Here is a 25,784-nt window from a genome sequence, read left to right on the forward strand (position 1 = left end):
CAATCAATTAAGTATTATATGTACATACAATGTTAAAGTTGTGAAAAATATATGATGTGATTCATGAATGAAGAATAGACAAGGCTTTTTACCAAACAAATTAAACAAATATGCAATTAGAAAATTTACGGTAGGTACTGCATCGTTATTAATAGGTGCGACATTAGTATTTGGCGTAGGAAATGTAGCGAGAGCAGATGAATTAGATAATGCATCGTCACAAAATAACGACGGCAATAAAGATAAAAGTGAACCTGTCGATATAACCGAACTGACTAATACTAACGAAACAGCTAGTACAGAGGATCAAGCAACTGACAAAGCAACTACAAATGTGTCAGAAGAAGCTAATCATGCTGATCAAACGACAGCAACGACTCAAGATACTAGTCAAACAGAAAAATCTAATACGGAAGAGACACAAAATACCGAACAAGCAAACACAGAAAAAGCTTCTTCAAATCAAACAACAAAAGACTCCTCTAATATAGAACAAGACACAATTAATAAAACAAATGATAAAACATCAACAACGACTGAAGATAATAAAGGTGTTACATCAGTAACTGATGAAAAATCAGATGCTTCTTCAACGACTGACAAGAATAACGATGACAAAACAACAACTGCAGAAGAAAGTAAAACATCAGAAGAACCAACTACAGAAACAACGACTACTAAAGAAACTCAATCAACAGATAATAAGTCGGCCTCTACAACTAAAGAAACTTCCTCACAAGACCAATCAACAAATGAAAATTCAACAACAGACAATTCATCTCAAGAAAAGCAAACAACATCAACTAAGGAAACTGCTAATACATCAAAGAAAGCAAGTTCAACAGAAAAAGTTAATGAGCCACAAACTACAACATATGAAAATAAAGTGGATACAGAACTTGGTAAACAATTAGCAGCATCAGATAATAAAGAACAAGCTGTTCAATCATTCTTAAATGATCAAGTGTCTAAAACAGAAGCTAAAGAAATTTTAAATAATACAGATGTTGATTTCAATAAAGCAACAGACGAAGAAATTAATCAAGCCGTTTTACAAGCTGCATTAACTGAAATGGCAAACAAACAGAAGAGTACAGAAACATTAGCTACGCCACCTAAAACTAGAACGTTTATGCGTGCAATGGCTACACCTAGAATGTTGGCAGCAGCTGTAACATCCCCTGATCAAGATGCTCAAAAATCATTAGCGACATCAGATAACTATACATTTGCGTCATTAGTGTTTGACCCAGAAGCATTAGATTCAGATGCTGTTAAAAATAGTACATCAATTCCATTTAATATTGATGCTTATATGTCGGGTGCTAACTCAGGAACAAGATATAAAATCGACTTAAACTTAGACTCTAAAATTGCTGATCATGTAACGAAAATATCAGTTAACCCAGCTGGAAGTAATACACCGGTTCAATTTACAAGATTAAAAAATGATGACGGTACACCTTCTAATATTTGGGAAGTGAATTATATTCGAGCTAGCGGTGGATTATTTGGTGGTGCAGAAATTTTAGCATCTAAAACTGCATCAGGCGGTAAAATTGAATTAGATGATACTGTGGGTAATATTTTAAATAATGCAGGAGATTTATCTGATAATAAATTAAATTATCAAATTTATGTTAGAGATTCTTCTAATAATACAATTATTCGTACGTCTGAAAGCAGTGGTTACTTCCTTACAGATGCAGATAAAGATTTAGTTGATTTAAACAATAATACTTCAACAGCAAACTCAAATGATTTTAAAGCAAGTAGTGGTACGGCTAGTTTAGACACTAAAGTAGGCGACAATGGCGCAATTATCGTTGACCAACAAGTTATCAAAAATGGTATCTTCGGATATGGTGGCGCTCAAAATAAACAATGGAGCTACAATTATCAAATTGATAAAGATTTAATTCCATTTATTCAAAGTGTTGAATTAGATAAATATGATTATGATGGATTAAAAGGTTTTGATAAAACATATAATGCTGCTAACAAAGTAGCTGATTTATCTATCGATGCCAATGGTAATGGTACGATTACAGCAAGTGATTTAAATAAATTAATCGAATTTAATAATGGTTTACCTGAAACAGTAGGTATGAGAATCGTTATTAAATTAAACCAAAGTCCCAATAATATTTTAACTAAAGATGCACAATATGATGCCAAAGGTAATTTAATTAGTTCTACAACTGACCAAGTTGAAGATTTTACATTTGCTGGATACCTTACAGATAATGCTGGCAAATTAATTAATAACACATTAGGTACATCTTCGTTAGAATTACAAGACTATGATAAAGATGGCTTATTAGATCGTTATGAAAGAGAAGTATCATTAACTGATGCCAATAATGCAGACACAGATGGCGATACTAAAAATGATGGAGACGAAGTGAAAACATATCATACATCACCATTAGTAGGTCAACCTAATGCTGCAGATATTACGATTAATGACACTAAAGTTAGTGGTTCAGTAACGTTAAAACCAAATGCAGGTACACAAACTGCTAAAGTCATAAATTCAGCGGGTCAAGTTATTGGTACGTCTACTGTTAATAGTGATGGTACATTTGCTGTAACGATTCCAAAATCAGCTGCTGGTCAATACACAATTGCTATTGATGCGCCGAATTATGATAATGATGAAACAAATACATTTAATATTGTAGATAATACTATTGTTCCAGCACCATTAGTGGATCCTGTCGATGATAACGACACGACTATTGGCGTTCATGGTACTGCTGGTTCAACAGTGACGGTAAAAGATAGTAATAACAATGTCATTGGTACAGTTACATTAGGTGCAAACAGTACAACTGGTACGTTAACTTTATCAAAACCTTTAGCTGCAGGAACTCAATTAACATCAACTGCAACTAAAAATGGTAAAACAAGTGCGGTTTCACCAACAGTAACAGTGACAGATGCAACAGCACCAGATGCGCCAGTGATTAACCCGGTAACTAGTGATGATACAACGGTTACAGGTAAAGCAGAACCGAATTCAACAGTAACAGTTACATTCCCAGACGGCACTACGCAAGTTACAACTGCGGATGCATCAGGTAATTATACTGTTAATATCCCTGCTAATGAAGACTTTACTGGTGGCGAAACAATTAAAGCTTCAGCTAAAGATGCTGCAGGCAATAAATCAGTTGATTCAAACGTGACTGTGACAGATACAACAGCACCAAATCAACCAACGGTCAATCAAGTAACAAGTGAAGATAAAACAATCACAGGTAAAGCAGAACCAAACTCAACAGTAACAGTAACATTCCCAGATGGGACTAAAGTTCAAGCCATTACAGCAACAGATGGTAGTTATCGAGTGGCTGTACCTACCAATATTGATTTAGTAGGTGGCGAAACACTAGGCGTTACTTCAACTGATAAAGCTGGAAACACATCGACGGCTGCAAATACAACAGTTGTAGATGTTACAGCACCAAAAGAACCTGTAATTAATGATGTAACAAGTGAAGATAAAACAATTACTGGTACATCAGAACCAAACTCAACAGTAACAGTAACATTCCCAGATGGTACAAAGGCTTCAGCGACAGCAGATGCTTCGGGTAATTACACAATTGGTATTCCAGATTCTGAAGACTTAAAAGGTGATGAAGAATTAAGTGTAGTTGCAACAGATGCAGCAGGTAATGTGTCAGTCGATGCTGGTACAACAGTATTAGATAAAACACCGCCTGAAGTACCAACCATCAACCCAGTAACAAGTGAAGACAAAACAATCACAGGTAAAGCAGAACCGAATTCAACAGTAACAGTAACATTCCCAGATGGTACAACAGCGAATGCGACAACAGATGACGACGGTAATTATACAATTGATATCCCTGCCAATGAAGATTTAAAAGGTGGAGAAGCATTACCAGTGACATCAACAGATGGCGCAGGTAACCAATCTGGTGCAGCGACTACGACAGTAACAGATACAACGGCACCGACAGTACCAACAATTAATCCAGTAACAAGTGAAGATACAACAATTACAGGTCATGCGGAACCAGGTTCAACAGTAACAGTAACGTTCCCAGATGGAAATACAGCTACTGGTACAACGGATGCAGATGGCAATTATGTTATCAATATTCCTACTGATGAAGACTTAAAAGGTGGAGAAGAGTTACCAGTGACTTCTACAGATAAAGCTGGTAATAAATCTGATGTTGCGACAACTGAAGTAACAGATACAACAGCACCAGAAGCACCAACAGTTAATCCAGTAACAAGTGATGATACAACAATCACAGGTAAAGCAGAGCCAAACTCAACAGTAACAGTGACATTCCCGGATGGCACAACAGCAACAGGCAATACAGATGCAGATGGCAATTATGTGATTGATATTCCAGCTAACGAAGATCTAAAAGGTGGCGAAACATTACCAGTTACATCTACAGATAAAGCTGGCAATAAATCTCAACCTGCGTCAACAGTGGTAACAGATACAACAGCACCAACAGTACCGACTGTAAACCCAGTATCTAGTGAAGATAAAACAGTTACAGGTAAAGCAGAGCCAAACTCAACAGTAACAGTAACGTTCCCAGATGGTACGACAGCTAGTGGTACGACAGACGCAGATGGAAACTATACAATAGATATTCCAGCGAATGAAGACTTAAAAGGCGGCGAAACATTACCAGTTACAGCGACAGACAAAGACGGCAATAAATCAGAACCAGCAACAACGACAGTAACAGACACAACAGCACCAGAAGCACCAACAGTCAATCCAGTAACAAGTGATGATACACAAATCACAGGTAAAGCGGAGCCGAACTCAACAGTAACGGTAACGTTCCCGGATGGAAATACAGCTAGTGGCACAACAGATGCAGATGGAAACTATGTTATTAATATCCCTTCAAGCGAAGACTTAAAAGGCGGCGAAACATTACCAGTTACATCTACAGATAAAGCTGGAAACACATCAGAACCAGCAACAACAGTGGTAACAGATACAACAGCACCAACAGTACCATCAGTGAATCCAGTGACAAGTGATGATACGCAAATTACAGGTAAAGCAGAGCCAAACTCAACAGTAACAGTGACATTCCCGGATGGTACGACAGCTACTGGAACGACGGACGCAGATGGAAACTACACAATAGATGTTCCAGCGAATGAAGATCTAAAAGGTGGCGAAACATTACCAGTTACTGCAACAGATAAAGATGGTAATAAATCAGAGCCAGCAACAACAGTAGTAACAGATACAACAGCACCAACAGTACCATCAGTGAATCCAGTGACAAGCGATGATACACAAATTACAGGTAAAGCAGAGCCAGGATCAACAGTGACAGTAACATTCCCAGATGGAAATACAGCTACTGGTACAACAGATGCAGATGGCAATTACGTGATTAATATTCCAAGTGGTGAAGACTTAAAAGGTGGAGAGACGCTACCGGTTACTGCGACAGACAAAGATGGCAATAAATCAGAGCCAGCAACAACAGTAGTAACAGATACAACAGCACCAACAGTACCGACTGTTAATCCGGTAACAAGCGATGATAAGACAATCACAGGTAAAGCGGAACCAGGCTCAACAGTGACAGTAACGTTCCCAGATGGAAATACGGCTAGCGGTACAACAGATGAGGATGGAAATTACACAATTACTATCCCAACTAATGAAGACTTAAAAGGTGGCGAAACATTACCAGTAACGTCTACTGATAAAGATGGTAATCAATCAGAGCCAGCAACAACAGTAGTAACAGATACAACAGCGCCAACAGCACCGTCTGTAAACCCAGTAACAAGTGATGATACGCAAATTACAGGTAAAGCAGAACCAGGCTCAACAGTAACAGTAACGTTCCCAGATGGTACAAAAGCTAGTGGTACAACAGACGCAGATGGCAATTATGTTATCGATATTCCTGCCAACGAAGATCTAAAAGGCGGAGAAACATTACCAGTGACGTCTACAGATAAATCTGGAAACCAATCTGGAGAAACTACAACGACAGTAACAGATACGACAGCACCAAGTGTTCCGTCTGTAAATCCAGTAACAAGTGATGATAAGACAATCACAGGTAAAGCGGAACCAGGCTCAACGGTGACAGTAACGTTCCCAGATGGTACAACAGCTACTGGTACAGCTGACCAAGATGGTAATTATGTGATTGACATTCCAGCTAACGAAGATCTAAAAGGTGGCGAAACATTACCAGTTACTGCAACAGATAAAGATGGTAATAAATCAGAGCCGACATCAACAGTAGTAACAGATACAACAGCGCCAACAGTACCTTCTGTAAACCCAGTAACAAGTAATGACACGCAAATCACAGGTAAAGCAGAACCAGGATCAACAGTAACAGTAACGTTCCCAGATGGTAAAACAGCAAGTAGTACAACAGACGCAGATGGAAACTATGTCATCAATATTCCTTCAAGCGAAGACTTAAAAGGTGGAGAAGAGTTACCAGTAACAGCTACAGATAAAGCTGGTAATACGTCTGATAAAGCAACAACAGTGGTAACAGATACAACAGCGCCAACGGTACCATCTGTAAACCCAGTAACAAGTGACGATACACAAATCACAGGTAAAGCAGAGCCAAACTCAACAGTGACAGTAACATTCCCAGATGGCACGAAAGCTAGTGGAACAACAGACGCAGATGGTAATTATGTGATTGACATCCCAGCAAACGAAGATCTAAAAGGTGGCGAAACATTACCAGTAACAGCTACAGATAAAGACGGTAATGAATCAGAACCAGCAACAACAGTAGTAACAGATACAACAGCACCAACAGTACCATCTGTAAACCCAGTAACAAGTGATGATACACAAATCACAGGTAAAGCGGAACCAGGTTCAACGGTAACAGTGACATTCCCAGATGGCACGAAAGCTAGTGGTACAACAGATGCGGACGGTAACTATGTGATTAATATTCCTGCCAACGAAGATCTAAAAGGTGGCGAAACATTACCAGTAACGTCTACTGATAAAGATGGTAATAAATCAGAACCAGCAACAACAGTAGTAACAGATACAACAGCACCATCTGTACCGACTGTTAATCCGGTAACAAGTGACGATACACAAATCACAGGTAAAGCAGAGCCAAACTCAACAGTGACAGTAACATTCCCAGATGGCACAAAAGCAACTGGTAAAACAGATGCAGATGGCAATTATGTGATTAATATTCCTGCCAACGAAGATTTAAAAGGTGGCGAAACATTACCAGTAACTGCAACAGATAAAGATGGTAACGAATCACAACCGTCAACAACAGTAGTGACAGATACAACAGCACCAACTGTACCATCAGTGAACCCAGTGACAAGTGATGATACACAAATTACAGGTAAAGCGGAACCAGGTTCAACGGTAACAGTAACGTTCCCAGATGGCACAAAAGCAACTGGTACAGCTGACCAAGATGGCAATTACGTGATTGATATCCCAGCTAATGAAGATTTAAAAGGTGGCGAAACATTACCAGTAACGTCTACAGATAAAGATGGTAACGAATCAGAACCAGCAACAACAGTAGTGACAGATACAACAGCACCAACTGTACCGACTGTTAATCCAATAACAAGCAATGATAAGACGATTACAGGTAAAGCAGAACCAGGCTCAACAGTAACAGTGACGTTCCCAGATGGAAGCACTTCAACTGGCAAAGCTGATCAAGATGGCAGCTATGTAATTGATATTCCAGCTAACGAAGATTTAAAAGGCGGAGAAACATTACCAGTAACGTCTACTGATAAAGATGGTAACGAATCAGAACCAGCAACAACAGTAGTAACAGATACAACAGCACCAGAAGCGCCAACAGTTAACCCAGTAACAAGTGATGATACACAAATCACAGGTAAAGCAGAGCCAAACTCAACAGTGACAGTAACATTCCCAGATGGCACAACAGCTAGTGGTACAACTGATGCAGATGGCAATTACGTGATTGATATTCCAGCTAATGAAGACCTAAAAGGTGGCGAAACATTACCAGTAACTGCAACAGATAAAGATGGTAATACATCAGATAAGACAACAACAGTAGTAACAGACACAACAGCGCCAACTGTACCGACAATCAATCCGGTAACAAGTGAAGATAAAACAATCACAGGTAAAGCGGAACCAGGTTCAACAGTAACAGTGACGTTCCCAGATGGCACAACGGCAACAGGTAAAACAGATGAAAACGGCAATTATGTCATCGATATTCCTGCCAACGAAGATCTAAAAGGCGGAGAAACATTACCAGTTACTGCAACAGATAAAGACGGTAATGAATCACAACCAACAACAACAGTAGTAACGGACACAACAGCACCGTCTGTACCGACAATCAACCCAGTAACAAGTGACGATACACAAATTACAGGTAAAGCAGAGCCAAACTCAACAGTGACGGTAACATTCCCAGATGGCACAACAGCGACTGGTAAAACAGATGAAAACGGTAACTATGTGATCGATATTCCAGCTAACGAAGATCTAAAAGGCGGAGAAACATTACCAGTTACTGCAACAGACAAAGACGGTAATACGTCAGAACCAGCAACAACAGTAGTGACAGATACAACAGCACCGACAGTGCCGACAATCAATCCGGTAACAAGTGAAGATAAAACAATCACAGGTAAAGCGGAACCAGGTTCAACAGTAACAGTGACGTTCCCAGATGGCACAACAGCAACAGGTAAAACAGATGAAAACGGTAACTATGTGATTGATATTCCAGCTAATGAAGATCTAAAAGGCGGAGAAACATTACCAGTAACATCTACTGATAAAGATGGTAATGAATCAGAACCAGCAACAACAGTAGTAACAGATACAACAGCACCAGAAGCGCCAACTGTAAATCCAGTTCATAAGGGAGATAAAACAATCACAGGTAAAGTGGAACCAGGCTCAACAGTGACAATAACATTCCCAGATGGTACAACAGCAACAGGTAAAACAAATGAGGACGGTAACTATGTGATTGACATCCCAGCTGGAGAAAATCTAAAAGGTGGAGATCATATTGGCGTTACAGCAACAGATGCTAATGGAAATACATCTCCATCTACTGATGGAACAGTGATTGATGATGGTAAACCTGTAGATCCAAGTCAACCGACAGACCCAACAGACCCAGGTAAACCTGTAGATCCAAGTCAACCGACAGACCCAACAGACCCAGGTAAACCAACGGATCCAAGTCATCCAACAGACCCAACAAATCCAGGTGAACCAACGGATCCAAGTCAACCGATAGACCCAACAAATCCAGGTGAACCAACGGAACCAAGTCAACCGACAGATCCAACAAATCCAGGTGAACCAACGGAACCAGGTCAACCGGCAGAGCCAACAAATCCAGGTGAAGTAACAGAACCAGGTCAACCGGCAAACCCAACAAATCCAGGTGAACCAACAGAACAAACAACACAAGGTCATGTATCTGGAAATAATGTAACTTCAAATGGTGCTGTACAACAAAGAAACCATGATACATCATCAACAAACAAAGGTAATAATCATGAAAAAGATCAAAGTGAATTACCTGAAACTGGACAAGATGGTGTGAACAAAGGAACATTATTCGGTACATTATTAGCTGGATTAGGAGCGTTATTCTTATTCTTCAAACGTCGTAGAGAAGATGAAGAGGAAGAGGAAAAATAAAGAGTAAGTCAAAAGAACAAATATAGTTAAAATAAAGACCCATTCCAATATACTGGAATGGGTCATTTTTTATAAAAAAAACCGCTAAATCGAATATCGACTTAACGGAATGGATTAAAATAATAATGATAAAAGTGCAAGTATTGGTAAAAGCCCTTGTTTAATGATGATGGCTTTTTGACTTGTTAGCGCACCATATATAGCAACAATAATCATATATATAAGAAGACATGTAGTCATTTCTTTAGGATGAGTACTCAAAAAATAGGCATAGAGAATGAAGATACCAAGTAAACCATTGTAAAGCCCTTGATTCTTCATTAAAGTATTTAGGTTTTTATCTTTTAATGCAGATATGCTCATTTTAAAAGTTTGACTAGTTTTGTTAGATGTGGTTAGTAATGTTTGTAACACCATGATTAATAAGAATTCTATTGCCACAAGTATTACTAAAATAGCAGTGAGTATACTCAATTTAAATCATTCCTTTTTCTCTTTATATTTATAATCAAATAGTAATGTAAATACATATTCATTACAATACAATATAATTAGATAAATAAAAGTAATTTTAGGCATAAAAAAAAACAACCATGACGGTTGCTTTGAAAATGTTATTACATTTTTACGACATTAGCTGCTTGTTCTCCACGATCGCCTTCAACGATGTCGAATTCAACTTTTTGTCCTTCTTCTAATGATTTGTATCCTTCTTCAGCGATTGCTGAGAAATGTACGAATACGTCGCTTCCATCTTCTCTTTCGATGAAACCAAAACCTTTTTCTGAATTAAACCATTTAACTGTACCGTTATTCATATAGAATACCTCCGCGTGCTTTTGCACTAAATATTTGTAACAAGTTTCATTAAATCAAAAGAGTATATTCTAAACAAATAAACTTCAATCAAATTCACGACCTTTTATTACGTTAGATTAACTATACACCCTAAAACACAATAAGTAAAGGAAGAATAATTATGAATATGAAAATGTTAGTATAATACAATGTTTAAAAATAGCTGGAGAGACTGTTATGACAGAGTGTTATGAAGTTTTGGCCATCCAATATTATCTCAAAATAAATTTTGGTTTTAGTAGTATTAACTTGTTAAAACATAACTTTTAAAAATTTTGGAATAGCCTATATGATTGTTTATCTTTCATTTAATCAATTAGTTTTCATTTATCAATTGCTTAATGAAGTGTCTAGATTTACTTAAAAAATAATGAGTTGATGAATTAAGTAATAAAGTTTAGAAGTATCAAGATTAGCATTTAAAATTAATATAGAAATTTAAAAAAATTTGTAAATTGATGCTATTTGTAAATATTAAAGGTAATAAGAAAATGTCGCATATATATAGTAGAAATGAGTTTTATATATGAATCAATTCGATAAAAATATTATATTTGTAATCATAATGTCATGAAATACAAACACCATATTCATATTAAGAGAGTATAATACTTATTGTATAAAAAATCCGAGAAACAAATAGAGTATTTGAGGAGGAATAAGTAATTGAATAAAAAAATTATTGCTGCAATTGTTGGGACAAGTGCAGTGAGTGCTATTGCAGCAACACAAGCAGACGCAGCAACGACACACAAGGTTAAAAGTGGCGAATCTCTTTGGTCTATATCTAGTAAATATGGAATATCTATTTCAAAATTAAAATCGTTGAATCATTTATCTTCTAATATAATATTTCCAAACCAAGTATTAAAGGTATCAGGTTCAACTAGTACTAGTAAACCAAGTAGTTCATCATCTACAGGAACAAGTTCGTCTACATATACAGTAAAAGCAGGGGACTCAGTATCATCAATAGCCGCTAAATATGGCATGAGTTATCAAAAATTAATGAAATTAAATGGTTTAAAAAGCTTTTTAATTCATCCAGGACAAAAATTAAAAGTATCAGGTACAGTTAGTACTAGTAAACCAAGTAGTTCGGCATCAACAACTGGAAGTTCATCAACATATACTGTTCAAGCGGGAGATTCATTATCATCAATAGCTGCTAAATATGGTACAACTTATCAAAAAATAATGAGCCTTAATGGATTATCTAATTTCTTTATTTATCCAGGACAAAAATTAAAGGTATCAGGTACTGCTTCTACATCAAATAGTAGCTCAAATACAACTAACTCAAGTAATAATGGTTACAATACACCAGTATTTAATCACCAAAACTTATATACATGGGGACAATGTACATATCATGTATTCAATCGTCGTGCTCAAATTGGAAAAGGCATTAGCACATATTGGTGGAATGCAAACAATTGGGATAACGCAGCAGTAGCTGATGGTTACACAATTGATGGTAAACCAACAGTAGGTTCAATCGCTCAAAGTGATTCAGGATACTATGGCCATGTCGCTTTTGTAGAGCGAGTTAATAGTGATGGTAGTATTTTAGTTTCAGAAATGAACTGGGCAGCGTCACCAGGTATTGTGACATATAGAACAATTCCTTCATATCAAGTGAATACATATAGATATATTCATTAATATCATCTTATATGAACATAGAACTACTGATTAAGTTTAATTACTTTTTCGGTAGTTTTTTTAATTGATCAAGCAATCATTATTATATTTTAGAAGAAAATCACACAGTAATTACATGGTTTATACCGTGCAGGCATCTAGGAGGACAACAACATGAAAGCACTAATTACGGGTGGGGCTGGTTTTATCGGTTCACACATAGCGCACAAATGTATTCAAAATAATATTGAAGTACATGTAATTGATAATTTATCAACTGGTCGTATTGAAAATATACCGTATGTAAAAAAAGAGTATTTCTATCAAGAAGATATCAATAATTTGAAATTTGTCTCGGACTTAATTAAAAAAGAACAATTTGATTATGTCATTCATTTAGCAGCTATGGTGAGCGTCGTGGAAACAGTTCAACAACCGGGACGATCTAACCAAGTGAATATCGATGCTACGTTGAATATTTTAGAAACACTCAGGTTACAGCATTCTAATGTAAAAAGATTCTTGTTTGCATCATCTGCAGCCGTTTATGGACAATTAGAAGGGTTGCCTAAAGCGATTCATTCACGTATTGATCCAAGGTCTCCATATGCAGTACAAAAATATGCTGGAGAAAGCTACGCTAAAATTTATCATCAATTATATCAATTACCTACCGTTTCATTACGCTTCTTCAATGTGTATGGTCCTAAACAAAATCCATATTCTGATTATTCAGGGGTCATTTCAATTCTTAATCACAAATTTAATCATAAAGAAACATTCACGTTTTATGGAGATGGTTTGCAAACTCGAGATTTTATTTATATTGATGATTTAGTTGAAGCATGTTGGTTAGTATTGCACAATGACAACGTTAATGGCAATGTTTATAATTTAGGAACTGGGAAACAAACGACCTTAAAGCAGATGGTCAACATATTTGAACAGCATTTTAATTATAGTATTCCATACGCTTATGATGAGGAAAGAGTTGGAGATATTAAACATTCATATGCAGATATTTCGCCAATTCAAAGTTTAGGATTTAACCCTCAATATTCTGTTGAAAAGGGAATCCAGTCTTATCTAGAATATCAACCATAAAATATCCTCCTTACTTTGTCTTAATAACAAAGTGAGGAGGATATTTTTAAATTGCCTTTAACGCTTCGAGTAATTGCTTATAATGATTAACGGCTGATGAATAATATAGTTTTTCATTATTTTCAACTTTAGTGAGGGGTTGTTCGATGATTTGAGTCATATATTTGGCTAATTGATTAATATTATTCGCTTCAACTAAGTAACCATTTTTAGCATGATCGATAATTTCATTAGGGCCATACCTAACGTCATATGCAATAACAGGACACCCCATAGAAATACTTTCCATAATAGTGAGTCCGAATCCTTCATAGCTACTTGTTAATAATGATGCTTTGGATTTTTTAAATTCGGCTAATGGACTAGAAGTATATTTATGAATGGTAACTTGACTATTTAATTGATTGGCATCGATGATGTCCTGCATCATAGCTTTTTGGTTATCTTCATCTCTGCCATATAATGCCAATTTTGTCTGATGCCCGCTTTTAAGAAATTCTATATACGCTTTTAAAAGATGATCTAATTGTTTTTCTTTACTAAAGCGACCTATAAATACAAAGCGATCTTCAACATTTTCATTATTAATAGATTTGTTTGTTTCAATAAAGTGTGGAATAACCGCAAATTGTTTATCTGGAATAGGATACATGTCTTGAATATCCACTTTTTGTTGTTGCGTTAAGACTATAAACTTTTCAACATTTTCTTTATGTTCAAATGCGTATTGGAAAGATTTTTTTATTTGAGTCCCGGATAAATGAGAGCTGTGTAACACTAGTATATTTCGAGTATGATGTGATTGTGCCAGTAATGGATCGTCTAAAAGTCTTGCATCACTGAAAACAATGTCTCCATCTTTGAATTTATGTTCGAAATAATATTGTGCGAATGCCTTGTCATCGGAGAAAGTTTGATATACTTTTCCATCTTTGAACAGTTTAACTAAATTGACGCTATTTTTTTTATTGTCTTTAAAATGACGTTCGCAGTACATTTCACCGTTTGGATAATACATCATTTCTTGGCTTTTCTTTGTAGAATTTTCATAATAATTAATAATTCTATGCAAATAACCATATGAATTATATTCACTTCGTTTTGTTTTCAAGCCAGTTTCAGGAGCAATGACATCTTCGTAACGTAAGATTGAATTATTATTGAAATATTTTCTGTAACGCACTAATTGATTATTCAGATAATAATGTATGTCATGATTTTGATTGTTCTTTTTAGCTTTAAGTCCAGAAATACGTTTTGGTATTTTATTGTATTTTGGTTTATTGAAGAATTTTGTTTTGGGTACGTCGTAAATTTTATAATTTGTTAACCATTCATAAATGTTTTCGAATTCTATGTTTTCAGTGACTTTATGTTCTTCTAAAAATGTTTTATAAATATTTGGATAGTTTCTATTATAATTTGTCGTCAAAATTTTAGTGGGTACATTAAATTCTTCATCTATCAATTTAATCCTTCTTAATAAAGCTTGGGTTCTACCGCCATGTGAGGGAGGTAATGTAGATGTAATCGTGTAAATCATTTGTAGGCTCCTTTCAACAATAAAGCATCGTTTCGTTCTTTTATACTTTGTGAAAAATAAAACATAATAATTTGAATTATTGTCATGTTAATGTCTATGAATAATAATTACAAATATTTTGATATTTATAAATCTACAGAATTGAAGTATTTATAAATTTTATGAACATACCACATATAACAACGTGTGATTTTGAGTGTGATGAGGTTAAGGGTTTAATTAAAAAAAGTCTGAATCCTCACATGAGAACTCAGACTATTACTATCTTAATTTATATAAAAAGAATATGTTTAGTATTCATTTTTAACTTTTCTAAAGCTTGTAAATAAACGTGCACCATTAATAGCGAATGATACTAATGCACCTAATTTACGGAATTTATAAGGAGATTTAATAGATACATAAAAATCTAATAATGTACCTAATGTACTTAGGCCTAATGATAAGTATACGAGTTGTTTATTTTTAGCATCGTATTTAATACCGTTATAGCCATCAACGATGAATCCTGCGATTCCGAATAAATTTGATAAGCGTGTTGCGCTTGATTTTTTTGCCATGATTTTACCTCCAATGCATTTGGGTGTTACTTTATCCCAATTCAAACATAGTTATTAATATTGATTACCCATATTCTATTGATTATACACTAAAATTTATAAAATGATGAGGAGAAAGATTTTGCGAAATTATGATAACATAAAACTAAATATATTTTGATTATAGAAGTATTTGCAGAAAGGAGTTAAGTTATGATTAAATGTGTTTGCTTAGTAGAGGAAACAGAAGATCAAATATTACTTGTACAAGTACGTCATCGTGAAAAATATTATTTCCCGGGTGGTAAAATTGATGAAGGAGAAACACAATTACAAGCTTTAAAAAGAGAATTGAAAGAAGAATTAAAGCTAGAACTGTCAGATAAAGAATTGTCTTATATAGGTACAGTCGTTGGAAAAGCATATCCTCAAGAAAATATGTTAACAGAGTTAAATGGTTATCGAACAACAGTATCAATTAATTGGGATAAGATACATACGGATAATGAAATTACTGATATTAAGTGGTTTGATAAAAATGATTCAGAGTATATTGCACCAGCAGTTTTAACTTGGATAAAAGAAATGTCAGGTCAATAAAAGGAGACAATATGGAAATAAAAGCATATCAACCACAATTTTTTGAAGCTGTTCAATCAATACAACTCTCTGAAGAAGATTCACGCTATACAAAAACACCGTTGGAAAACTTGGAGTCTGCTAAAACGAATGAAAATAGATATCCAACATTGGTTATGGAAGGACAACAGTGTGTTGCATTTTTCACTTTACATGAAGGGGATGGACCAGCACCATATTCTACTAATCCAAAAGCGATTTTCTTTAGATCATTTACTGTTGATGCACGATACAGGGGTAAAGGTGTAGGGAAACATGTCATCCATCAACTGAGTACTTATATAAAGCATTTCTATCCACATATCAATGAAATTGTATTGACTGTAAACATCGATAATCCAAGAGCCATCCATTTATATGAACAAGCTGGATATTATCATATAGGTGAGTCAACGATGATAGGGAAGCCTGTGTATGTAATGTCATATCCATTATAAAAAGCAGCATATAGGACGTTTGTAACAACCTCCTTATATGCTGCTTCATTTTATTTGATAGCAGTTGATTGTCTTTTAATTAAAAAAGCAGTTACCCAAGCTGTGATAGGGATACTAATAGCAACAGCAATACCTCCGAATAGAATTGAAATAAATTCTTGGGCAAAGATTTTCGAGTTGATAATATGACCAAATGAATAATTTAATTTGAAGAACCAAAAGAATAATGTCAATTGGCCTCCGAAATAAGCTAAATATATAGTGTTTGCAGATGTTGCTAGAATTTCTCTACCTACACGCATGCCTGATTGAAATAATTGATGTTGACTTAAATTTGGGTTAGTATCATTTAATTCATACATGGGTGAACTGATGGTGATAGCTAAATCAATGACAGCAGCGATCACAGCAAGCACAATAGTAAATATCATGAATTGAACCATATCGATGCCGATATTCATAGAGTATACATATGTTTCGTCTTGTTGTTCTGTCGCGAAGCCTTGTAAATGGCCTACGTTCACTGAAATATATATAGCTAGAATTAATATAAGCGTTGTGATGATTGTACCGATAAATGCGGCTTGTGTTTTAACATCGTACCCATTTAACACGAATAGATTACATGCTGCGACAACGATACAGAATATCATAGTTGTGATATATATCGGTACACCAAAAATAATCATTAAGATACTAATGACTAAAACGATGAAGTTTAAAAATAATGTCGCAAATGACACGAGTCCTTTTTTACCTCCGAAAATAATCATCAGCACTAGTAATATCAAGCCTAATATTGTTATTGCACTCATCGATTTTCACCTCGCATTTTAAGCCATAATTCCATTAAACCGATAGTGATTGGGATGGTTAAAACAATCCCAATACCCCCTATCAATGCACGAGCAACTTCTAATGACCAATTCATAGAAATGGTATATGTAATGGTATTGGCATTTTTTAAATATATGAGAAACATAGGTAAACTACCAGATAAATAAGAGAATAATAAAATGTTTGTCATCGTCCCCATAATATCTTGGCCAATATGTCTACCTGCTAGGGCCCATCTCCTCATACTAATTTGAGGTGTTCGTTGCAATATCTCATTCATCCCACTAGCAATAGTGATTGCAACGTCCATAACAGCTCCAAGTGAACCAATTAATACTGAAGCTAAAAAGACCTCTTTCGGTGGTAAGGTTAAAAAACTCATTGTTTCATATTTAATACCATTGCCATGAGTGAATCGTATAACTAACTCAGCGATACCTATACAAAGAAACGTACCTACAAGTGTAGAAACAATGGTAATCAGTGTTCGCATTCGCCAGCCTGTAACTAGTAATAGAGTCAATGTTGTTGAAACAATCATTGCTATAACCATCAATGTGAATAAACTCGTATTTGGCATTTGATAATGAATATAAATCGCACCTAAAACTGCGATTGAGTTCAAGATGAGTGAAAGTATCGATTGTAAACCTACTTGTCTGCCTACAATTAATATCGTGATGAAGAAAATGCCTGTGATAAGAACGACTAATCCATCGCGCTTTTTCTCAATGATATCGGCGTCGCTCGGATTTTTAGAAATATGTAATAAAACTTTATCGTTTTTAGTAAAACGTTCTGAATCAACTTGTGATTTAACAAACTCGTTAGTGATTGTTGTTGATTTACCTTCAAATTTACCGTTTAATATTCTAACGGTAAGTCGGTCTTTGTATTTGATGTCTTTGTTATGTTGATCGTCAGATACATGTTGTGTGCTCAATCTTTGAACATCTATTATTTTACCGATAGGCATTTGATAACATTTTTCATTAAAGAAAGTGAATATAAATATACCTAAAAATATGATGATGAATGCCATAACGACCCAATAAAATTTATTTTTGAAAAAAGTATTGAATTGCATTCAATAAACCCCAATTCTTCTATGAAATAATAGAATGATTATACGCTTAATTAATTTAGATTTCAAAAATAAACCGAAGCGACCTTTTGAATACTGTTAATCCTAACTTGACCTTATATTTAATGGTACGTAGATGTTTTATTAAACAATACTTGTATCGTTTGTAAAGCAACAGGTAAATCGGGTTTATGATTTCCTTTTTTAGTAATCACACAAATCGTACGTTTTATTTCAGTGTGACTGAGAGGTATTTTAATCCATTCATTTGAAGGACTATCTAAAGAAATATTTTGAGGTGTAATCAAAACACCTCTTTCTTTTTTTAAAAGGTATTGAGCTAATTGTTTATCTGATATTGTACGTATGTCTGAAGGCAATTTTTCTTTAATTGATTTTGGTAACACGGTTAGACAAAAGACATTTTGTAAATGCAATTGAGATAAATGAGGTTGCAGTGTTAAGGCGATAGGGTCTCTCTTGTTAGTATATAAATTATAATGTTCTTCGAATAAAGCAGTCATATTTAAATCAGAATGTTGCTTAATTTCATCAGTCAGTTCAAGGATCCCTATATCTATTTCTCCTTTTAATACGTTATCCAAAATGTCATTGTCTTGGCTCAAATTAGGGATAACTTGACTTTCTGATTGTTCTTCAAAGATTTGAATGAGGCGACCTAATTTATGAGAAGCTTCACTTTCACTATAGGATAAAAATATCTTCTGATTACTTAATGTCTGTTGATGTTGAAATAATTGTATTGTTTGATCTAATTGATCCAATATTTTAGTGGCTTCCGTTAATAGTTTGTTTGCTTTCAGATGTTAATAAGATATTTCGTCCTTGCCTTTTAAATAAGTTAACGTTTAATTCTTTTTCTAACTGAGTCATTTGACGACTTATGGCTGATTGGGCAATATTTAATTCTAATGCAGCTTCAGAAATATGTTCTCGTTTAGCTACTTCTACAAAATATTTAAGTTGTTTGATTTCCATCATTTCAATCCTCACTTTTAGCTACTTCTGCAACTTATCCAACATTACATTTGACACTTATTATAACAGTTTGGTTGTTAATTGTTCTAATTTTTAGATAAATATTATCTAATTTATATATTGAACAGATGAAACAATTACATTATATTAATGATTACTAAATATTAATTGTCAGAAAATTCTAAAAGGGAGTGTGCATCATGTATAATGAGAAGCTAAAAAAGGGATTATACGATTATCGTGAGGAACATGATGCTTGTGGTATTGGTTTTTACGCTAATATGGATAACATTAGATCACACGATGTCATTGAAAAATCATTAGAAATGTTATGTAGATTAGATCATAGAGGTGGTATCAGTGCTGATGGAATGACTGGTGATGGTGCAGGTATCATGACTGAAATTCCCTTTAAATTCTTTGAACAGTTGCATGATTTACCACTACCCAATGAAGGTGAATATGCAGTAGGGCTATTTTTTTCAACAGAACGTGTGATTGGAAGTAAGCATGAGACGGTGTTGAGTCACTATTTTGAAGGTGAAGGTCTCGATGTCATAGGTTATCGTGATGTACCAGTTAATAAAGAGGCAGTTGCACAGCATGTAGCGGATACGATGCCTTTTATTCAACAAGTGTTTATCGATATTCGTCACGCTGAAGATATAAATAAACAACTTTATTTAGCTCGAAAGCAAATAGAATATTACGCTGAACAAGAAGGGATAGAATTATATTTTACAAGCTTATCTCACAAAACCATTGTCTATAAAGGATGGCTACGTTCTGATCAAATTAAAGGGCTATATTTAGATTTAACACATGAAGCCTATCAATCGAAACTTGGTCTAGTACATTCAAGATTTAGTACAAATACATTTCCGAGTTGGAAACGTGCACATCCTAATCGACTACTTATGCATAATGGTGAGATTAATACAATTAAAGGTAATGTTAATTGGATGCGTGCACGTCAAAATAAATTAGTACATACACTTTTTGGTGAGGATCAACATAAAATACATCGTATTGTTGATGAAGATGGTAGTGATTCATCAATCGTTGATAATGCATTAGAGTTTTTATCTTTGGCAATGGAACCGGAAAAAGCTGCCATGCTATTAATACCAGAGCCATGGCTCTATAACAAATCGAATAACAAAGATGTACGTTCGTTTTATGAATTTTATAGTTACTTAATGGAGCCATGGGATGGACCTACAATGATTTCATTTTGTAATGGGGATAAGATAGGCGCATTAACAGACCGTAATGGTTTGCGTCCTGGTAGATATACCATCACGAAAGATAATTTCATCGTCTTTTCTTCTGAAGTTGGCGTAATAGATGTTGATGAATCAGAGGTTGCGTTTAAAGGGCAATTAAATCCTGGAAAATTATTATTAGTCGATTTTAAGAAGAATAAAGTTGTTGAAAACAATGAATTGAAATATGAAATTGCTAGTGAACATCCGTATGCAGAGTGGCTAAAAACAGAAAAATATGAAGCGCATATAGATCATGTGAAATACAGTTCAACTGAATATGATGATGAAACATTATTTAAACTACAACGTCAATTTGCGTATACAAAAGAAGAAATGAATAAGTATATCTTTGATTTAGTTTTGCAGAAGAAAGATCCTATTGGTGCTATGGGATATGATGCACCTATTGCAGTATTAAATGATAGACCTGAAAGCTTATTTAATTATTTTAAACAGTTATTTGCTCAAGTTACTAATCCACCTATTGATGCTTATAGAGAAAAAATTGTCACAAGTGAAATGTCTTATTTAGGTGGCGAAGGCAATCTATTGAAACCTGATAAAACAGTACTTCATCGTGTTCAACTTAAAAAACCAGTATTAACAGAGGCCCAATTAGAAGCTATTGATACTGAGAAGTTTAAAACGACTTATGTTTCAACTATATATCATGATGATTTAGAGGCTAGTTTGAAACGATTATCTGATGAAGTGATTCAATATGTGAAAAATGGTTCTGAAATTATCGTATTAGACGATAGTTTGCTAGCGTCAGAATCAGGATTTGCCATGCCAATGTTACTAGCAATGAGCCATGTTCATCAATGTTTGATACGCGAAGGTTTACGTATGGAAACAAGTTTAGTTGCAAAATCTGGTGAGACACGTGAAGTACATCACGTAGCATGCTTACTAGGTTATGGGGCAAACGCAATCGTGCCATATTTAGCTCAACGAACGGTTGAACAACTCACAAATGATGGCAAATTACATGGTACAGTAACATCGAATGTCGAAACGTATACAAACGTGTTATCAGAAGGTGTTATTAAAGTAATGGCTAAAATGGGAATATCAACAGTTCAAAGTTATCAAGGTGCACAAATATTTGAAGCGGTTGGGATATCACAAACTGTTATTGATAAATATTTTACAGGGACACAATCTAAAATCTCTGGTATTAACATTCAACAAATTGATGAGGAAAATAAAGCAAGACAAGAGTCGCATTCAGATTATTTAGCGTCTGGTAGTACTTTCCAATGGAGACAACAAGGACAGCATCATGCTTATAATCCGAAAACAATTTTCTTATTACAGCATGCTTGTCGTGATAATGACTATGACTTATTCAAACAATATTCCGATACGGTTAATCAACAGCGCCAAGATTTTATTCGTCATTTATTAGAATTTAAGACTTGTAAACCTATTGATATATCAAAAGTTGAGCCTGCTTCTGAAATTGTTAAACGTTTTAACACAGGTGCAATGAGTTATGGATCTATATCAGCTGAAGCGCACGAAACATTGGCGCAAGCGATGAACAGTCTAGGAGGTAAAAGTAACAGTGGTGAAGGTGGAGAAGATCCTTTACGCTATCAACCTCAAAAAGACGGTAGTAATAAAATTAGCGCAATTAAACAAGTTGCCTCTGGAAGATTTGGCGTAACGAATGACTACTTACAACATGCAAAGGAAATACAGATTAAAGTAGCACAAGGTGCTAAACCTGGTGAGGGTGGTCAATTACCTGGTTCTAAAGTATATCCGTGGATTGCCGAAACAAGAGGATCTACGCCGGGTATCGGTCTCATTTCACCACCACCGCATCATGATATATATTCTATCGAAGACTTAGCACAATTGATTCATGATTTGAAAAATGCAAATAAAGAAGCGGATATTGCTGTTAAATTAGTGTCGAAAACAGGTGTGGGAACCATTGCATCAGGGGTAGCAAAAGCGTTTGCAGATAAAATTGTCATCAGTGGCTATGACGGTGGAACAGGTGCTTCGCCTAAAACTAGTATTCAACATGCGGGTGTGCCTTGGGAAATAGGTTTGGCAGAAACACATCAAACTTTGAAATTAAATGATTTACGAAGTCGAGTGAAGTTAGAAACAGATGGTAAATTGCTTACTGGTAAAGATGTAGCGTATGCATGTGCGCTTGGAGCGGAAGAATTTGGATTTGCAACAGCACCTTTAGTGGTTTTGGGATGTGTTATGATGCGTGTTTGTCATAAGGATACATGTCCAGTAGGAGTTGCTACTCAAAACAAAGATTTACGTGCTTTATTTAAAGGAAAAGCACAACATGTTGTACATTTTATGTATTTTATTGCAGAAGAATTACGTGAAATACTTGCATCATTAGGATTGAGAACAGTTGGAGAATTAGTAGGACGAACAGACTTATTACAACGTTCTTCTCATATTAAACCAGGAACAAAAGCAGCATCTGTTGAAATCGAACGATTAATCAACATAGCTGATGGTCCTAATACTAAGGAAATAGCACAGAATCATCATTTAGATGAAGGTTTTGATTTGAATTATCTATATCCAGATGCCAAACAAAGTATAGAGGCAGGTCATGCATTTTCAGGAAGTTATACCATTAAGAACGTTCAACGTGATGTTGGCGTGATTACTGGTAGTGCGATTGCTAAACAATATGGGGAAAAAGGATTACCAGAAGATACGATTTATGTTAATACGGATGGCCATGCTGGTCAAAGTTTGGCTGCTTTTGCGCCAAAAGGATTAACGATACATCATAATGGAGATGCCAATGACTATGTCGGTAAAGGTTTGTCAGGTGGTACAGTCATTGTACAAGCACCTAATTCATTACGTGAAAATGAAATCATAGCAGGAAACGTATGCTTCTATGGTGCATCAAAAGGTAAAGCTTTTATTAATGGTAAAGCCGGAGAACGTTTCTGTATTAGAAATAGTGGTGCCGATGTGGTAGTTGAAGGTATTGGTGATCATGGACTTGAATATATGACAGGCGGCCACGTATTAATACTTGGCGATGTAGGAAAGAACTTCGGTCAAGGTATGAGTGGTGGCGTAAGTTATGTATTTCCAAGTGATATCAGTCAATTTAAGACGCAACATGCACTTAATACTTTGGAATTTAGTGAAGTTATGTATGACGAAGAAATGCAGTTTATTAAGAAAATGCTTGAGAGTCATGTGAAATATACACATAGTTCAAAGGCGCAAGATATATTACAACATTTCGATGACATAAAAAATCTAGTTGTCAAAGTGATACCTAAAGATTATAAATTAATGATGCAAAAAATTGATATTCAATTACGTCAACATAGTAGAAAAGACGATGCTATGTTAGCGGCATTTAATGATAACAGTTCAAGTGTTGATGAGACATTAAAACCAGCAGTAGTTTATTAAGAAAGAGGGATTATCATGGGCGAATTTAAAGGGTTTATGAAATATGAAAAGCAAGCATTAGCAGAATTGTCTTTGATTGATCGTCTTTCAAATCATCATGCATTTCAACAACGTTTTACAAAGGAAGATGCATCTACTCAAGGGGCGAGATGTATGGACTGCGGTACACCTTTTTGTCAAAGTGGATTATCCTATGGTTTTGAAACGATAGGATGCCCCATCGGCAACTATATTCCGGAATGGAACGATTTAGTTTATCGAGGAGATTTTAAAGCAGCATACGATAGACTTAGTGAAACGAACAATTTTCCAGAATTTACTGGACGTGTATGTCCAGCACCATGTGAACAATCATGTGTGATGAAAATTAATCGGAATTCAGTAGCTATTAAAGGAATTGAACGTACAATTATTGATGAAGCATATGAAAATGGATGGGTTAAGCCAAAATATCCTGAAGCGGATAGAGGGCAAAGTGTTGCTATCGTAGGAAGTGGACCAGCTGGGTTGACAGCAGCTGATGAACTTAACCATAGAGGCTATAAGGTCACAGTATATGAACGAGCTAAGGAACCCGGTGGCTTATTGATGTATGGTATTCCTAACATGAAATTAGATAAAGATGTGGTAAGACGTCGTATTAAATTAATGAAAGAAGCTGGCATTCAGTTTAAAACTGGCATTGAAATTGGTGTCGATATCAGTCGTGAAGATTTAGAATCAACATATGATGCTATTATTTTATGCACAGGTTCACAGAATGCTAGAGATTTACCGTTAGAGGGACGTATGGGTTATGGTATTCACTTTGCAATGGATTATTTAACAGAACAAACACGATTTTTAACTGGTGAAATTGACGAAGTAACTATCTCAGCTAAAGATAAGAATGTCATTATTATTGGTGCAGGAGATACGGGGGCAGATTGCGTGGCAACAGCGTTGCGTGAAAATTGTAAATCCATTGTGCAGTTCAATAAGTTTACGAAACTTCCTGAAGAAATCACTTTTGAAACCAATACATCGTGGCCACTTGCCTTACCAGTATTCAAAATGGATTATGCACATAAAGAATGTGAAGCGAAATTTGGTAAAGAGCCACGTGCATATGGTGTTCAAACAATGAGATATGATGTGGACGATACTGGGAAAGTGAGAGGGCTTTATACACAAATATTAAGAGAGACTGAAGACGGTACGGTGATGGAAGATGGACCAGAACGATTTTGGCCAGCAGATTTAGTTATACTTTCCATTGGCTTTATAGGTACTGAAATCACCATTCCACAATCATTTGGTATTAAAACCGAACGAAACAAAATTGTGGCTAATGACAAAGACTTTAGAACGAATCATTCGAAGATCTTTGCTGCTGGGGATGCACGAAGAGGACCTAGTCTTGTTGTATGGGCTATTAAAGAAGGTAGAGCCGTAGCTGATGCAGTTGAAACGTATTTAAACCAAGAAATTCTAGTGTAAAAAAGAATTGACTTTTAATGAACACTATTATATGATAATTATTGTGTTCAATGGAGGAATACCCAAGTCCGGCTGAAGGGATCGGTCTTGAAAACCGACAGGGCCTTAACGGGCCGCGGGGGTTCGAATCCCTCTTCCTCCGCCATTAGAATTTTAAATCCAAGACTAATAGATATAAAAGGCAAGTATTCATTTTATGATGAGTATTT

The 25,784-nt window shown here is 35.4% G+C and carries 13 protein-coding genes, 1 tRNA gene and 1 pseudogene; 8 read left to right on the forward strand and 7 right to left on the reverse strand.

The window, feature by feature from the left end; all coding sequences use genetic code 11:
• The first annotated feature begins 67 nt into the window (after positions 1–67).
• The gene (locus ACJQQZ_RS09565; protein WP_145506133.1) at positions 68–9,715 is read left to right on the forward strand and encodes an Ig-like domain-containing protein; all 9,648 of its coding nucleotides are present in this window, start codon (positions 68–70) and stop codon (positions 9,713–9,715) included.
• Between the two features lie 114 nt (positions 9,716–9,829).
• On the opposite strand, the gene ACJQQZ_RS09570 is transcribed toward ACJQQZ_RS09565, so the two are convergent.
• Both ACJQQZ_RS09570 and ACJQQZ_RS09575 read right to left on the reverse strand, forming a co-directional pair.
• On the reverse strand, positions 9,830–10,189 hold the full coding sequence (locus ACJQQZ_RS09570; protein ID WP_124228254.1) for a DUF1304 domain-containing protein: 360 nt from the start codon (positions 10,187–10,189) through the stop codon (positions 9,830–9,832).
• Positions 10,190–10,332: 143 nt separating this feature from the next.
• A complete protein-coding gene (locus ACJQQZ_RS09575) occupies positions 10,333–10,533 on the reverse strand; it encodes a cold-shock protein (RefSeq protein WP_002450876.1) in 201 nt (66 codons plus the stop codon).
• A 706-nt stretch (positions 10,534–11,239) separates the two neighbouring features.
• Here ACJQQZ_RS09575 and ACJQQZ_RS09580 point away from each other — a divergent pair.
• Positions 11,240–12,238 carry a LysM peptidoglycan-binding domain-containing protein gene (locus tag ACJQQZ_RS09580; RefSeq protein WP_145506827.1) on the forward strand — a complete coding sequence of 333 codons (999 nt, stop codon included), beginning with the start codon at positions 11,240–11,242 and terminating at the stop codon, positions 12,236–12,238.
• Between the two features lie 153 nt (positions 12,239–12,391).
• On the forward strand, positions 12,392–13,321 hold the full coding sequence (locus tag ACJQQZ_RS09585) for an NAD-dependent epimerase/dehydratase family protein (RefSeq protein WP_145506830.1): 930 nt from the start codon (positions 12,392–12,394) through the stop codon (positions 13,319–13,321).
• A gap of 46 nt (positions 13,322–13,367) precedes the next feature.
• Here the strand turns inward: ACJQQZ_RS09585 and ACJQQZ_RS09590 are convergent, their stop codons facing one another.
• Both ACJQQZ_RS09590 and ACJQQZ_RS09595 read right to left on the reverse strand, forming a co-directional pair.
• Positions 13,368–14,864 carry a glycosyltransferase gene (locus ACJQQZ_RS09590; RefSeq protein WP_145506833.1) on the reverse strand — a complete coding sequence of 499 codons (1,497 nt, stop codon included), beginning with the start codon at positions 14,862–14,864 and terminating at the stop codon, positions 13,368–13,370.
• Positions 14,865–15,154: 290 nt separating this feature from the next.
• Positions 15,155–15,424: a hypothetical protein gene (locus ACJQQZ_RS09595; RefSeq protein WP_002451933.1), complete on the reverse strand. Its 270-nt coding sequence runs from the start codon at positions 15,422–15,424 to the stop codon at positions 15,155–15,157.
• Between the two features lie 192 nt (positions 15,425–15,616).
• Between ACJQQZ_RS09595 and ACJQQZ_RS09600 the strand changes: the two genes are divergently transcribed.
• Both ACJQQZ_RS09600 and ACJQQZ_RS09605 read left to right on the forward strand, forming a co-directional pair.
• Entirely contained in the window at positions 15,617–16,003 is a 387-nt protein-coding gene (locus ACJQQZ_RS09600) for an NUDIX domain-containing protein (protein ID WP_002451934.1), read from the forward strand.
• An 11-nt stretch (positions 16,004–16,014) separates the two neighbouring features.
• Positions 16,015–16,479 carry a GNAT family N-acetyltransferase gene (locus ACJQQZ_RS09605; RefSeq protein ID WP_002451935.1) on the forward strand — a complete coding sequence of 155 codons (465 nt, stop codon included), beginning with the start codon at positions 16,015–16,017 and terminating at the stop codon, positions 16,477–16,479.
• A gap of 50 nt (positions 16,480–16,529) precedes the next feature.
• Here the strand turns inward: ACJQQZ_RS09605 and ACJQQZ_RS09610 are convergent, their stop codons facing one another.
• The 3 genes and pseudogenes from ACJQQZ_RS09610 to gltC all read right to left on the reverse strand — a co-directional run bounded on the left by ACJQQZ_RS09610 (position 16,530) and on the right by gltC (position 19,399).
• On the reverse strand, positions 16,530–17,294 hold the full coding sequence (locus ACJQQZ_RS09610; protein WP_002451936.1) for a YibE/F family protein: 765 nt from the start codon (positions 17,292–17,294) through the stop codon (positions 16,530–16,532).
• Entirely contained in the window at positions 17,291–18,403 is a 1,113-nt protein-coding gene (locus ACJQQZ_RS09615; protein ID WP_002451937.1) for a YibE/F family protein, read from the reverse strand. Before ACJQQZ_RS09615 ends, ACJQQZ_RS09610 begins: the two co-directional genes overlap by 4 nt.
• A 119-nt stretch (positions 18,404–18,522) precedes the next feature.
• Positions 18,523–19,399 (reverse strand): annotated as a pseudogene (gene gltC, locus ACJQQZ_RS09620) (glutamate biosynthesis transcriptional regulator GltC).
• Positions 19,400–19,599: 200 nt separating this feature from the next.
• Here gltC and gltB point away from each other — a divergent pair.
• The 3 genes from gltB (at position 19,600) to ACJQQZ_RS09635 (ending at position 25,720) form a co-directional block, all read left to right on the forward strand.
• Positions 19,600–24,096: a glutamate synthase large subunit gene (gene gltB / locus ACJQQZ_RS09625; RefSeq protein WP_145506836.1), complete on the forward strand. Its 4,497-nt coding sequence runs from the start codon at positions 19,600–19,602 to the stop codon at positions 24,094–24,096.
• Between the two features lie 15 nt (positions 24,097–24,111).
• Positions 24,112–25,575, forward strand: coding sequence for a glutamate synthase subunit beta (locus tag ACJQQZ_RS09630; RefSeq protein ID WP_049425207.1), 1,464 nt, complete (start codon positions 24,112–24,114; stop codon positions 25,573–25,575).
• 52 nt (positions 25,576–25,627) lie between these two features.
• Positions 25,628–25,720 (forward strand) — tRNA-Ser (locus ACJQQZ_RS09635).
• Positions 25,721–25,784: the final 64 nt, after the last annotated feature.

The sequence above is a fragment of the Staphylococcus sp. KUGN1 genome, from assembly GCF_045984185.1.
In the GTDB taxonomy this organism is placed as follows: Bacteria; Bacillota; Bacilli; order Staphylococcales; family Staphylococcaceae; genus Staphylococcus; species Staphylococcus warneri_A.